This is a genomic window from Rhizobium sp. GN54, assembly GCF_021026345.1.
In the GTDB taxonomy this organism is placed as follows: Bacteria; Pseudomonadota; Alphaproteobacteria; order Rhizobiales; family Rhizobiaceae; genus Mycoplana.
In genome coordinates, this window is sequence record NZ_JAJNCZ010000010.1 from 44,378 (window position 1) to 57,357 (window position 12,980).

Genomic DNA, 12,980 nt, shown 5'->3' on the forward strand with positions numbered 1-12,980 from the left:
GCCAGCGCGAACCGCCGGCGGGGCTCAGTGTTACCAATCGGTCGCTATGTACTTGGCCTCCATGAATTCCAGCATGCCGTGGTGGGCACCCTCGCGCCCGAGACCGCTTTGCTTGACGCCACCGAAGGGAGCTGCCGGGTCGGACACGAGCCCACGGTTCAGCGCCAGCATGCCGGCCTCGATCCTCTCGCTGACACGCAGTCCGCGTGCCAGATCCCTGGTGTAGACATAGGCGACAAGGCCGTATTCGGTGTCATTGGCGCGCTCGACCGCCTCTTCTTCCGTGTCGAAAACGTAGATTGGAGCGACCGGCCCGAAGATTTCCTCGTGCGCCATCGCCGCATCTGCAGGGACGCCTGTCAGCACCGTTGGTGCATAGTAGTAGCCTTCGCCATCTCCGCGCTTGCCGCCGCACAGTATCCTGGCACCGCGCGAAACCGCGTCCTCGACGAGCTCCGCCACCTTGTTCACCGCAGAGGCGTTCACCAGAGGCCCGCAATCCGTGTCGGCCTCGATGCCTGCACCGACCTTCATTGCCCGCATGCGCTCGGCAAGGCGACGCGCGAACTCCTCTGCCACGCCACGCTGCACGTAAATCCGGTTGGCCGCGGTGCAGGCTTCGCCGCCGTTGCGCATCTTGGCGACCATCGCGCCTTCGATCGCCTTGTCCATGTCCGCATCATCGAAGACGACGAAGGGCGCGTTCCCGCCCAGCTCCATGGAGCAATGGATGACCTGATCCGCCGCCTTGCGCAGCAGGATGCGGCCCACCTCGGTAGAGCCGGTAAAGGAGAGTTTGCGGACCCGGGGGTCCGCAAGCATCGCATTGACCACCTCGGACGTGGTCGATGAGGTCAGCACATTGACGACACCGTCAGGCACTCCGGCCTCGGCGAGGATCCTTGCCACCGCATAGGCGGTCAGCGGCGTTTCCGTCGCCGGTTTCAGGACGCAGGTGCAGCCTGCCGCGAGCGCAGGGGCGATCTTGCGCGTCGCCATCGCCGCCGGGAAATTCCACGGGGTGATGAGCAGCGAGACGCCGATCGGCTGATACTGCACGAGGATACGGTTGGCACCGGAGGGGGCGGCGGAAAGATCGCCATTGATGCGCACCGCCTCTTCGGCGAACCAGCGGAAAAATTCCGCCGCATAGGCCACTTCGCCGCGCGCGTCCTTCAACGCCTTGCCGTTCTCCAGGGAGATCAGGCGGGCCAGCACCTCGGCATCGCGGGTCATGAGTTCGAAGCACCTGCGCAATATTTCCGACCGCTTGCGCGCCGGCGTCGCCGCCCAGGCCGATGCGGCGCTCGCCGCAGCATCCACAGCCGCGATCGCATCCTCGGCGCTTGCGTCCGCTACGCGATCGATGATCCGTCCATCGGACGGATTGATAACGGCGATGCGGTTGTCGCGGCTGCCCTTCTTCCAGGTTCCGCCGATGAAAAGGTCTGTCGGAATGCTGATCGTCTTGTTCATGATGCTCTCGCTTTCACTCGTCATCCTCTCGCCCCCTGCAGGGCGCGGGTCAGAATGGTTTTCATTGCCGCGGCGTCGAGCCGAGCGGGATTGTTTTCGACGAGGCGTGCCGCGCCCATCGACAGTTCGGAAAGGGAATCGAGGTCGGTTTCGGCGACGCCGATCTCGCCGACGGAGTCCGGAATTCCTATGCGCGCGAACAGCGTGCGAACGCTGTCAATTGCAGCGGCGGCGGCTTCCTGGTCGGATTGTGTTTCGCTTGCAGCACCGATCGCGCGGCCGATTTCGGCGTAGTTGGCCCCTGCCGCCTTCAGATTGAATTCCATCGTGAACGGCAACAGGATGCCGACGCCGAGGCCATGGGCCGTGTGGGTCAGGGCACCGAGCGGATACTGGATCGCGTGGGCTGCCGCCGTTCCGCCGGAGCCGAAGGCAAGGCCGGCATAGGTGGCGGCCAGCATGATCGCGGACCGGGCTTCGATGTCGTCACCTTGCTCGACGGCGCGCTCGAGATAGTCGAACACAAGCCGGATTGCGGCGAGCGCATAGTGATCGCTGAGCGTATTCTTGCCGACGAAGACCCGCGTCATGGCGAGCTGCGGATCGGCTGGACGTTCAACCGCCGCAAACGCCTCGATCGCATGCGCCAGCGCATCGGCGCCGGAGATCGCCGTCAGGCCACGCGGGCAGGTGACGGTCAGTTCCGGGTCGCAGATCGCCGTATGCGGAATGAGCGCGGGGCTGGAGATGCCGACCTTCATCGTACGCTCCGGATCGGCGAGAACCGCGACTGGGGTTGCCTCCGAACCGGTTCCGGATGTCGTCGGGACCGCTATCAGCGGGCGCACGGGTCCCGGGACCTTGAATTCTCCATAGTATTGCGACAGAGGACCGGGATAGGTCAGCGACAGGCTGACGAGCTTTGCCAGATCGAGGCAACTGCCGCCCCCCAGGCCGATGATCACGTCCGGATCGAAATCGCGGTACGCCTCGACACAGGCGTGAATGCCGGCAAGCGGCAGTTCGGCTTCGGTCGCATCGAAAACGGCAACTTCCAGTCCGTGTGTCCTCAGGTCATCGAGGATCTCAACCATCACAGGCAAAGCCGCCAAGCGTGCATCCGTGCAGACCAGCACTTTCCTGCCAAGGTCGGCAGCCGCCCGGCCAATGGCGCGGCGCTGTCCCGGGCCGAAGAACAGACGTGCCGGCGCGCGTGTCACACCGTAGTCAAGCCGCATCAGAAGTCTCCTTGTACAACGTATGGGCGGGTTTGGCCCGCAAGTGTCAGGATTCGCTGCCAGACCTCGCCCGGCAGCGCGATATCCTGATCGATCCGCCGGGCGCGCGTGCTCTGGGCGCGGTCGCCTGGAATGCGCACCGGCGCGTCAGGATCGATCGGGGAGGATTGGCGTATCTCGTCCATGAAGCCTGCTACGACATGGCTTGCGCCATGCGCGGGTTCCAGGACGATGAACAGGTCTCCCTTGTTGCAGGGATGGGTCGCATCGAGTGTTCCCCTGACGTCGCGCCCAATGGCGGAAGCCGCCAGGCTGGTGACGAGCAGTTCGAAGGCGAGGCCGAGAGCATAGCCCTTGGCACCGCCGAAAGGCGCGATCGCGCCGCTCTTGGCAGCCGTGGCGTCCGTCGTTGCGTTGCCATCAGCGTCGAGCGCCCACCCTTCAGGGATCGCGGCTCCACGATTGGCGTGGTCATGAATTTTGCCCATGGAGACGAGGCTCGTGGCCATGTCGAAGACGAACGGAGCCGGTTCGGCTGGCACGCCGATGGCGATCGGATTGGTGCCAAGCAACGCCTGGCGCCCTCCCCAGGGGTGCACAAGTGCCTCGCTGACTGTGAAAGCGATGAGAACCTGGCCCTTTCCTGCCACCTGTTCCGCATACCACGCGAGCATGCCGAGATGGTCGCAATTGCGGATTGCCGCAGCCGCGATGCCGGTCCTGCGCGCGCGTTCGCAAATCAGGTCGAGCGCGCGCGAGGCCACGACGGGACCAAGCCCCTGTTCGCCATCCACGTCCAGGAGAGCCTCGCCGCGCCATTCGCCGCGCCCCTTGGCAACCGGGCTGGTGACGCCATTGGCGATGCGGTCGATCACGCGTGGCAGACGAAGCATGCCGTGGGACGCTATTCCCCTCAATTCCGCTTCCATCAGGAGCGAAAGCTGCGTTTCGGCATCTTCGCGCGAAACGCCTGCCCGCATAAGTGCTGCAAGGGAGGCGGACCTGATTTCCTCGACGCTTGGCATTTTCGTCCTCGATATCGTGTTAGGCCTTCTCTTCCTGCGCCCGTTCGGATGGAATGGGCGCAGGCCAGGGCGTCTAGCCGCCGGCCGCAACCGACATGTCGCGCAACCACAGGGTGATGGCTGGAATGTAGGTGATCAGAGCCAGGGAAAGAATGACGCTGGTCACCGGGAAAACCAGCGGTCGGAACATGCTCTGCACCGGCGTTCGCGCTACGGTCGCAGCGGCAAACAGGTTGACCCCCAGTGGCGGCGTGATCATGCCCATCGCGAGGTTGACGATCATGATGATGCCGAAATGCACCGGATCGACGCCATAGGCCACGGCGACAGGGGCAAGGATCGGCGCAAGCACCAGAATCGCCGCCGAGGTTTCCACGAACATGCCGACCACGAAGAGCAGCACGTTGACGAACAGCAGGAAGGTTATCCAGCTATCGAAACTGCCGCGCGCCCAGGAACCGATCAGACTTGGGATGTCGGAAAGGCTGACGAGGAATGAGAACAGTCCTGCCGCCGCGATGATGAGCATGACAGCGCCCGTCGAGACGGCCGAAATGCGGAAGATGTCCGGCAGATCGGAGAACTTCAGTTCGCGGTAGACGAACAGACCAACGACGAGGGCATAGACGGCAGAGACAGCCGCCGCTTCCGTCGGGGTGAAGATGCCGCCGTAGATGCCGCCGATAATGATGACGGGAAGCATCAGCGCCCAGAACGCATTCAGGGTCACCTTGAGGAAAGGCTCGCGATTGGCGCCATCTTCCTTGCCGTAACCTTTCAGGCGGCACCAGATCTGGACCATCACGAGAAGGGCTACGCCGATCACCAGGCCCGGCCCGATGCCGGCAATGAAAAGCTGCGTGACCGACGTCTCTGTCGCGACGGCATAGAGAATCATCGGGATTGAGGGCGGGATGACCACCCCAAGCTCGGCGGACGCGGCCTGGATGGTTGCGGCAACGGGGGTCGGATAGCCATGCTTGACCATGGCGGGGATCAGGATCGCGCCGACCGCAAAGGTGGTGGCGACGGAGGACCCGGAGATAGCCGCGAAGATCATGCAGGTGATGACGCAGGAACTCGCCAGTCCGCCCTGGACACCGCCCACGAGCCCCTTGGCGAAATCCACGAGACGGCGGGAAACGCCGCCGCGCGTCATGATGTTGCCGGCAAGGATGAAGAACGGAATGGCCAGCAGCGGAAAGCTGTCGAGCGCATTGAACATCTTCTGCGGTACCACGAGCAGCGGCAGGTTGCTGAAGAACGTGATCCCGAAGATCGCCGAGAGCGCGATGGCGACCGCCACCGGCACGGACAGGGCGAAGAGGAAAATGAGTGCTGATACGAGCGCGATATTCATTCCGACGCCCCCCTATCGAGCTCGCGCGGAGCTAAGTGCGCCAGGAGGACGCCCGGCACGGCCAGGAGCGCGCCGACGGGGATCGCCGCATAGAACCAGGACATCGAAATTTGCAGCATGGCGACCTTTTGCCCGGACACGCGCATTGCCATCATCGTTCCGTACCAGGCGAGCACGCCGAGGAAGAGCAGGACAAGCAGCGTCACGACACCCATGACTAGCCGCTTCACCGATGGTGGAACCACACCGCGAATGAACTCGAGCGGGATCATGGCGCCGTAGCGAAAGCCAGCGCCTGCAACCATGAACACCATCCAGATGACCACGCCGCGTGCCACCACTTCCGTCCACACGGCGGCCCGCCCCATGCCGAAACGGGTAATGACCTGTATGAAAATGAGGGCAGTCGCCAGCGCGAGTAGAATGGCGGCGATGTTATGAGTGAGCGAAATCAGCTTCTCGCTCGCAGATGCAGCCCATGAGCGCATCGAGTTTCCTCCAAAACCAAATTCCCCGGAATGAGCATGCGGCACGAGCGTGCCGCATGCTGCGATTGCGCGCGGCCTATTTCTGCGCGTCGCGGATCTGGTCGAGCACTTCGCTGCCGTATTTTTCCGAGAATGCCTCGTAAGCCGGCTGAACCGCCTGCACGAACCCGTCGCGATCGAAGTCCTCGGTCACGTCGATGCCATGTTCCCGCAGGGTCTTGATGCCGATTTCCTCGTTCTTCGACACGTAGTCCCGGTTGGCCTGGATGGCTGCTTTCGCCGCCTCGCGGACCCAAGCCTTCTCGTCGTCGCTGAGGCCGTCCCAGGTGACCTTGGACATCAGGACAAGAGCCGGCGAATAAACGTGGCCGCTGAGCGTCACATATTTCTGCACGTCCCAGATCTTGTTTGCGATGAAGATCGACATCGGATTTTCCTGCCCGTCGATCGTGCCCTGCTGCAGGGCGGTGATGACTTCATTCCAGCTCATCGGCGTGGGGGCCGCACCGGCTGCGTTGAACGCAGCGATATGGATGTCGTTCTCCATCGTACGGATCTTCATCCCCTTGATGTCGTCCGGACCCTTGATCGGATGCTTGGAATTGGTGATGTGGCGGAAGCCGTTTTCCGCCCAGCCAAGCGCCACGAGACCCTGCGGCTCAAACTTGTCGAGCAGGCCCTGACCAATCGGACCATCGAGGATAGTGCGGGCGGAATCGTAGGACTTGAACAGGAAGGGCAGGTCGAGCACGTAGGTGTCCGGCACGAAACCGCCCACCGCGCCAGTGGACGTGACCGCCATTTCGATCGACCCGATCTGCATGCCCTCAAGCACTTCACGCTCCCCGCCAAGGACGCCATTGGCCTTGATGTTGACGGTTACGTCACCCTTGGAGAGCTCCTCGATCTTGGCCTTGAACGCCTTGGCGCCGGCACCGTAGTGCGATTCTTCCGGCGGTGTGATTGCAATGTTCAGTTCCTTGGCGTGCGCTACCCCTGCGAGCATCACGAAGCCACTGACCAGAACGCCATGCGCGATTTTCGAAAGATACGTCATTCCATCCTCCTCCTGATGTTTGACGATGCCTGACTTCAAGAGGTCCCGCCTCCCGCGAGACCTTTACATCGTATATCCGATACGATATTTGATCGCATATACGATGCGCTGGCGCAACGCAAGCCGAATTGGACAGGACGATGATGACGAGGCAGGATAATCCATCTCCGAGAATGGACTCCGAGACGACGCGCGCGCAGCTGGCGCAGCGCCATTCCATCGGCGACGACGTCTACGAGGCGCTCGTTTCCGATCTGATCGCCCTGCGTATCCCCCCGGGAGAGCGCATGTCTGTCGACGCGCTGGCCCGCGAATTTGGCGTCTCCCAGACACCGGTGCGCGCGGCGCTTATCCGGCTGGAGTCGGAGGGGCTTGTCGTCAAGAAATTCAATTCCGGATACAGCGCGGCCCCGATGCCCTCGAGTGCGCGCTTTCGCGACGTCTACGCGATGCGCCTGCTCGTCGAACCCGAAGCCGCCGCCCTGGCCACAATCCAACAGACGACGGAAACATGTCTGCAGCTTCGCGCCCTTTGCGAGGAGATGAAGCAACTGGTGGAAGGCGATACGCGGGCAAACTACGGGCGATTTGCGTTGCTGGACGGCCAATTTCACGCACTGATCGCGCATTCATGCGCCAACGAGGTGATCGCTGAGACGCTGGAACGGCTCTACGCGCACATGCACCTTTTCCGCCTTCGCTATCACTCGGCGGTTGCGGAAGAGGCCGTCAAGGAACATCTCGCCATCCTTACCGCCATGGAGATGGGTGACGTAGAGGCGGCACGCGCGGCGATGGCTGCGCATATCACATCGTCGCGGGCGCGTATGGAGCCCTTCTACCAGATTATCGACTGAAGCACGCTCGCTATAGATCGGGCAGCGACAAAGTTGCCCGGCGGGGCCGGGCAGGGTGAGTGGAGCAATGCTCCAAGGGAGAAGCAAGACCATGAGTTTGAAAGACGTTCTTTGGTTCGATCCGCGCCGCATTTTCATCGACGGCGAGTGGCGCAATGCGGCCGGAGGCCAGACGATCGACGTGGAGAATCCGTCGACCGGCGAGGTCATAGGCGCGATAGCGCGCGGTTCGTCCGCGGACGTTGACGCCGCCGTCAGGGCCGCACAAAAGGCGATGGACGGGGAGTGGGGTCGGATGACCGCCACCGAGCGTGGCCGCATCCTCATGAAGATGTCTGCCATCGTTCTGGAGCGCGCGGACGATCTCGCGATGATCGAGGCGCTCGATGTCGGAAAGCCGCTGCATCAGTCGAAGAATGATTCCCGCGCACTTGCCCGCTATCTCGAGTTCTATGCCGGCGCGGCGGACAAGCTTTTCGGCACGACCATTCCCTATCAGAACGGCTTCACCGTCTATACGCTGCGCGAGCCGCATGGCGTTGCCGGTATCATCATCCCCTGGAACTATCCGATGCAGATCCTCGGGCGCGGCGTTGGCGCGGCCCTCGCTGCCGGCAATGCCTGCGTGCTGAAGCCGGCGGAGGATGCCTCGCTTTCCTCGCTTGCCTTCGCCGAGATCGCGCGCGAGGCCGGAGTGCCGGCCGGAGCCGTCAATGTGGTCACCGGCCTGGGGACGGAAGCAGGTGCAGTACTTTCCGAGCATCCCGGCATCCACCATATCTCGTTCACCGGCTCCGTCGGCACCGGCATGCGTATCCAGGCTGCCGCTGCGCGCAACGTCGTTCCGGTGACGCTCGAACTCGGAGGCAAGTCGCCTCATATCGTCTTCGACGACTGCGATCTCGACAAGGCGATGCCGACGCTCGTCGGCGCCTGCATGCAGAATGCCGGCCAGACCTGCTCGGCCGCGTCGCGCGTCCTCGTCCAGCGCGGCGTCTACGAAGAAGTGAAGCGACGCATGGCGGAAATCTATCGTGGGCTCGAAGCCGGTCCCGCCGTCGGCAGCCATGCGCTCGGTCCGCTCGTCTCACGCAAGCAGAAGCAACTCGTCAGTTCCTTCATCGATATCGGACGCAAGGAATTGACGGTCGCAGCTGAAGGTGTCATCCGCGACGATGCTTCCGATGCTGGCAATTACGTGCCGCCGGTCCTCTTTGCAGACGTCTCACCCGACCACAAGCTGGCCCAGGAGGAAATTTTCGGTCCGGTCCAGGTGCTCATCCCGTTCGAGGATGAGGACGAGGCACTGAAGATCGCCAACGGCACGGAGTACGGTCTCGTCGCCGGCGTGTGGACAAAAGACGGTGGACGTCAGATGCGCATGGCGCGCAAACTCGAAGTTGGTCAGGTCTTCATCAACAACTATGGCGCAGGCGGCGGCATCGAGCTGCCTTTCGGCGGCGTCGGCAAATCCGGCCACGGCCGCGAGAAAGGCTTTGAGGCACTTTACGGCTTTACCCGCGTGAAGACCGTTACCGCTTCACACGGCTGAGCCGCCCGGGGGGCGGCAGTTCGAGACCCACAGGGTCCCTATGAACCGACCGCATGACTGACCATGGCAAACGAAGATTTGCCATGGTTGAAAACACGCTATGATTGCACATGATTTTGTCTTAGGTGCGAGAAATGGCTCTGTTGCCAAGATCAATTGTGGCTGACGAGGGGTAGTTCTCTCTGCGGTTACGCGGTCTTGGCCTTGAGATTCTTGGCGAGCGGCACCACCGGGCTTGTCCCAAACGCTTCGGTCGGTTGAGACTACCCCATGAGACCCTGCCTCTTCATGCCTTGTTAAGCTTAGCAGTCCGAAGAGGCGCGCGATCAGATCGTTCAGACAATCAACCGCGCCGCCCGGCCACGCTTGGGTCGGGATTGTTGAAGTAGACGGCAGCCTGGGCCAGCGATCTGTGCTGCGACTGTTACATCGCTTCCGGCAGGGGTATGCCGCGATTGGCGGCCTCGGTCAGATAGCCGGAACGCAGGCCGTGGGCGGAGAACTTTTGCGGATCGAACCCGGCCTTGGCGCAGCGGGATTGGAGGACCAGGTCGACCGACTGCGCCGTCAGCACCCGGCGGTCGACATTGCTCCACTGGTCGATGCGGCGGAACACCGAGCCGCTGTCGGTCCGAGCTTCCTGCAGTCAGCGTTTCAGCGCCTCCACCGGTCGGCCGGTCTGGACTTTCCGCGATGATCAGCGCGATGGTACACGACCAGGTGCATCGCAGTGATAGCATTGGCCAGTGTTACAAGCGGCACGGTGAGAAAACCCGAGAGAAGTGCGCCCCTCCGTCACTCACCGGATTAGAATTGCCAACCGAGCGGCACCCAGGCATAGCCAGCGTCCGTCTTGAGCATCCGACCAAGACCCGGGAACGGATAGTGGAAGCCGAGAACGAGGAGCCGGTCTGTCGCCGCCATGTCGAAGATGCGGCGTCGGGAGACAAGGGCAGTATCCTTGTCGCGGTCTGGCCCGGGCAGCCAGGGCCGGTCGACATTGACGATCGGATGGTAGGCGAGATCCGCCGTCAACAGCAACTGATCGTTCCCGGATTGAACGAGGAAGTTCGCCATACCGGGGGTGTGGCCGAGTGCCGGAAGCGTGGTCAGCCCGGGGACGATCTCCGTGCCGGCCTCATACAACTCGATCCCGTTCGTGACAGGCTCAACACTCCGTTTGATGGCTGCGGAGAAATTGCGACGAAACTCCTCAGGCACAGGCATGTAGGACAGATCCGGATCGTTACGGACGAAGAAGTCCCAGTCGGCACGAGGCGCAAAGACGACCGCCCGCGGAAATGCCTTGCCGCCATCAGCGGTTCGAAGGTTACCGACATGGTCCGGGTGCGTGTGCGAGACGACCACTATGTCAATGTCCTCAGGCCGCAATCCGATGGCGGCCAAGTTCTCGAACACGCGGCCGCCTTGCGGACCCATGGTCTGACCGGCTCCGGCTTCGAGGAGGATCCGCCTGCCATTCGTCTCGATGAGAAGTGTGTTGAGGTTGAGCGCCAGGCGGTCGGCAGGCAGGAAGGCATTCCTCAGGACCTCCTGCAGTTCCGTTTCCGGCGCGTCGCTGGCATAGACCCGCGGAGGTCCGCCGATCAGCCCGTCACTCAGCACGGTGGCCGAGATTTCGCCGACACGAAAGCGGTAATGGCCGGCATTTCGACCTTGGGCCGAAAGCGAGGTGGCGGAGGTGGTCTGTGCAAACGGCATGTCGCTCGGCAGGATCAGTCCCGTCACGGCTGATGCGGCTGTCAGCACGATCGTTCTGCGGTTCAGTGTGATTTTACCCATGTTTTTGATCCTCTCCAAATACCTGATCGTGGGGCCGCCCTTCATTTCAGCGGCGACCGGGCCTGCTCACGACGTGTTCTCTAGGGATGACACAGATCGGGCGTGCAGATAAGCTAATCAAAATGGAGCAGCTTATTAAGCAGGACTTTTCAATGCGGCCACTCCGCCTTGACAGCTTGGAGATCTTTGAAGACGTCGTGCGCTGTGGCGGCTTTAGAGCCGCGGCAATTGGTAGGGGCGTATCGTCGTCGGCAATCAGTCAATCGATCAGCGTGCTTGAGGAGGCGCTGGGCATCCGCCTGCTGAACCGAACGACACGTAGCGTCGCGCCTACTGAAGCAGGCGAGCGGCTTCTCGCGCGGCTAAGGCCCGCGCTGCACGATATCAGAACAGCGATCGACGATCTCAATCAGCTTCGCGAGCGCCCATCTGGCACTGTGCGGATCAATGCGCCGGGCCCGGCCGCCGACCACGTTCTGTGCCCTGTGGCCTTTGAATTCATGGAAGTCTATCCCGACATCAACGTCGAGATCATCAGTGATGCCGCGATCATCGATATCGTGGAGCAGGGTTTTGATGCTGGCGTGCGCTTCGGGAAGCAACTCGCCCAAGACATGATCGCCATGCCGCTAGGTCCAGCATTGCGATATGCCATCGTAGCCTCGCCCGACTATCTTCGCAATCGTAGTCGACCGGAATCGCCACGCGATCTGTTGCTACACGACTGTATTCGACGCCGTTTTCCGGGTGGAACCATGGTGACCTGGACCTTTGAGAAGGACGGCGACCAAGTGGAAATCACCCCGAAAGGTCGATTGACTCTGAGTTCAGCGCATCAAGAGCGTCAGGCCGCGCTTTCGGGATCGGGAATTGCCCACCTGTTCGAGGATTATGTCCGCGATGACATCGAAAAAGGCCGCGTGATCGAGTTGCTTCCCGATTGGAAGAAGAAGCTGCCGAGTTGGTATTTGTACTATCCGAGCAAGCGACATACGAGTGCGGCTGTGCGGCTGTTCTTGGAGTACATCCGCAATCGGAAATGGACTTCAGATATCTAGAGCCGGTCCCGCGATTGATGAAGCGATTGTGTCTATGCGCAGGCGCGGCGTCATCCCGAGGAGATCGCTCGCGTTTCTGGAGGCGAGAGGGGAGGGGGGCAGGCGCGTGCTGATGCGGCGATGTGAGACCTTGGTCGCCAATCCCCAGCCGGTCGCCGAGATAGTGCCAGAACGACAGACCAAGCTACTGGCAGGTTTTCATCAGGCCGAGCGCTCAAGCCGGCTCGGGTCCTGTGGATCGAGATCCTCCCAGTAGGAACCTTCCTTGCGGGCGATGTGGCGGACAAGGATGCCGACGGCACCGTCAAGATCCCGCGAGCGGATCGCTTCCGCGATCTCGATATGCTCCCGCATCGATTTTTCCATGTGATGCGGGTCGCTGCCAAGGCGATTGCGCAGCGCCGCCATCTTGGCGCCGATGAGGGCGTAGGCGCTGTTGAAATACTCATTGCCCGAGGCTGCTATGATCGCATCGTGGAAATCGGTATCGAGTGCCAGATAGTCTCTCACCCGCCCTTCGGCCTGTGCCTTTTCCATGTCTGCGACGATTCGATCGAGTTCATCGGGAAGCGAAGATTCCGGGTTTTCCAGCGCGAGGCGCACGGCAGTCGGTTCGAGTGCAAATCGCAGCTCACACAAACGGTTCAGTTCCCCCGGTTGCAACTCGAAAACATAGGTCCCCGACTGCGGTTGTACGGTCACAAGGCCCTGACGACGCAAGAGGGCGATAGCCTCCCGAACCGGGGTGGTCGAGACACCCAACTCTCCTGCAAGTGCGTTTTCGGAAAGACGTTCGCCCGGCCTCACCCGCCCGTCGACGATCATGTCGCGGATAGAGCGCATCACCTCATCGACGAGCAGCGCGGGGCGCGCAAGCCGCCCTCTCCCCTTACGCCCTTCCTGGCTCTCTCCACGCCGGTTTTCGGATGACGTTCTGGATACGGACATGCAGACCCCTCTTTACAGCAGTCAAAAAACTGCTACCTTAGTTTAACTGCCGCCTAAGGTAGCAGTTGGGCGCGTGAATTTGAAGCGCCAATTCCTGGGAGGGGATATATCATGAGAA

At 61.9% G+C, this 12,980-nt stretch carries 11 protein-coding genes and 1 pseudogene; 3 read left to right on the forward strand and 9 right to left on the reverse strand.

Annotation, left to right across the window (positions count from 1 at the left end):
• Positions 1-30 precede the first annotated feature (30 nt).
• The 6 genes from LQK81_RS21460 to LQK81_RS21485 form a co-directional block, all read right to left on the reverse strand.
• Positions 31-1,500 carry an NAD-dependent succinate-semialdehyde dehydrogenase gene (locus tag LQK81_RS21460; RefSeq protein WP_230808427.1) on the reverse strand — a complete coding sequence of 490 codons (1,470 nt, stop codon included), beginning with the start codon at positions 1,498-1,500 and terminating at the stop codon, positions 31-33.
• Complete coding sequence (locus LQK81_RS21465; RefSeq protein WP_230808428.1) at positions 1,497-2,714, reverse strand: iron-containing alcohol dehydrogenase; 1,218 nt, start codon at positions 2,712-2,714, stop codon at positions 1,497-1,499. The genes LQK81_RS21460 and LQK81_RS21465 overlap by 4 nt, the downstream gene beginning before the upstream one ends.
• Positions 2,714-3,739, reverse strand: a complete 1,026-nt coding sequence (locus tag LQK81_RS21470; protein WP_230808429.1) for an Ldh family oxidoreductase — start codon at positions 3,737-3,739, stop codon at positions 2,714-2,716. Before LQK81_RS21470 ends, LQK81_RS21465 begins: the two co-directional genes overlap by 1 nt.
• 73 nt (positions 3,740-3,812) lie before the next feature.
• Entirely contained in the window at positions 3,813-5,099 is a 1,287-nt protein-coding gene (locus LQK81_RS21475) for a TRAP transporter large permease (protein WP_230808430.1), read from the reverse strand.
• Positions 5,096-5,587 carry a TRAP transporter small permease gene (locus LQK81_RS21480; RefSeq protein WP_230808431.1) on the reverse strand — a complete coding sequence of 164 codons (492 nt, stop codon included), beginning with the start codon at positions 5,585-5,587 and terminating at the stop codon, positions 5,096-5,098. Before LQK81_RS21480 ends, LQK81_RS21475 begins: the two co-directional genes overlap by 4 nt.
• 76 nt (positions 5,588-5,663) lie before the next feature.
• Complete coding sequence (locus LQK81_RS21485) at positions 5,664-6,644, reverse strand: TRAP transporter substrate-binding protein (RefSeq protein ID WP_230808432.1); 981 nt, start codon at positions 6,642-6,644, stop codon at positions 5,664-5,666.
• A gap of 173 nt (positions 6,645-6,817) precedes the next feature.
• On the opposite strand from LQK81_RS21485, the gene LQK81_RS21490 reads away from it, so the two are divergent.
• Positions 6,818-7,501, forward strand: a complete 684-nt coding sequence (locus tag LQK81_RS21490) for a GntR family transcriptional regulator (RefSeq protein ID WP_230808433.1) — start codon at positions 6,818-6,820, stop codon at positions 7,499-7,501.
• A gap of 91 nt (positions 7,502-7,592) precedes the next feature.
• The gene (locus tag LQK81_RS21495; protein ID WP_230808434.1) at positions 7,593-9,053 is read left to right on the forward strand and encodes an aldehyde dehydrogenase family protein; all 1,461 of its coding nucleotides are present in this window, start codon (positions 7,593-7,595) and stop codon (positions 9,051-9,053) included.
• Between the two features lie 335 nt (positions 9,054-9,388).
• Here the strand turns inward: LQK81_RS21495 and LQK81_RS21500 are convergent.
• A pseudogene (locus LQK81_RS21500) lies at positions 9,389-9,729 on the reverse strand (tyrosine-type recombinase/integrase); the annotation flags it as partial.
• 131 nt (positions 9,730-9,860) lie between these two features.
• Complete coding sequence (locus LQK81_RS21505; protein WP_230808574.1) at positions 9,861-10,823, reverse strand: MBL fold metallo-hydrolase; 963 nt, start codon at positions 10,821-10,823, stop codon at positions 9,861-9,863.
• A gap of 119 nt (positions 10,824-10,942) precedes the next feature.
• On the opposite strand from LQK81_RS21505, the gene LQK81_RS21510 reads away from it, so the two are divergent.
• The gene (locus LQK81_RS21510; RefSeq protein WP_230808435.1) at positions 10,943-11,914 is read left to right on the forward strand and encodes a LysR family transcriptional regulator; all 972 of its coding nucleotides are present in this window, start codon (positions 10,943-10,945) and stop codon (positions 11,912-11,914) included.
• 201 nt (positions 11,915-12,115) lie between these two features.
• On the opposite strand, the gene LQK81_RS21515 is transcribed toward LQK81_RS21510, so the two are convergent.
• Complete coding sequence (locus tag LQK81_RS21515; RefSeq protein ID WP_230808436.1) at positions 12,116-12,862, reverse strand: GntR family transcriptional regulator; 747 nt, start codon at positions 12,860-12,862, stop codon at positions 12,116-12,118.
• Positions 12,863-12,980 lie beyond the last annotated feature (118 nt).

What these genes read in the sequence shown, in the direction of transcription:
- LQK81_RS21470 (WP_230808429.1), bottom strand. Translation starts at nt 3,739, where the DNA reads ATGCCAAGCGTCGAGGAAATCAGGTCCGCCTCCCTTGCAGCACTTATG.
- LQK81_RS21475 (WP_230808430.1), bottom strand. Translation starts at nt 5,099, where the DNA reads ATGAATATCGCGCTCGTATCAGCACTCATTTTCCTCTTCGCCCTGTCC.
- LQK81_RS21510 (WP_230808435.1), top strand. Translation starts at nt 10,943, where the DNA reads ATGACACAGATCGGGCGTGCAGATAAGCTAATCAAAATGGAGCAGCTT.
- LQK81_RS21515 (WP_230808436.1), bottom strand. Translation starts at nt 12,862, where the DNA reads ATGTCCGTATCCAGAACGTCATCCGAAAACCGGCGTGGAGAGAGCCAG.
- LQK81_RS21495 (WP_230808434.1), top strand. Translation starts at nt 7,593, where the DNA reads ATGAGTTTGAAAGACGTTCTTTGGTTCGATCCGCGCCGCATTTTCATC.
- LQK81_RS21485 (WP_230808432.1), bottom strand. Translation starts at nt 6,644, where the DNA reads ATGACGTATCTTTCGAAAATCGCGCATGGCGTTCTGGTCAGTGGCTTC.
- LQK81_RS21465 (WP_230808428.1), bottom strand. Translation starts at nt 2,714, where the DNA reads ATGCGGCTTGACTACGGTGTGACACGCGCGCCGGCACGTCTGTTCTTC.
- LQK81_RS21460 (WP_230808427.1), bottom strand. Translation starts at nt 1,500, where the DNA reads ATGACGAGTGAAAGCGAGAGCATCATGAACAAGACGATCAGCATTCCG.
- LQK81_RS21490 (WP_230808433.1), top strand. Translation starts at nt 6,818, where the DNA reads ATGGACTCCGAGACGACGCGCGCGCAGCTGGCGCAGCGCCATTCCATC.
- LQK81_RS21480 (WP_230808431.1), bottom strand. Translation starts at nt 5,587, where the DNA reads ATGCGCTCATGGGCTGCATCTGCGAGCGAGAAGCTGATTTCGCTCACT.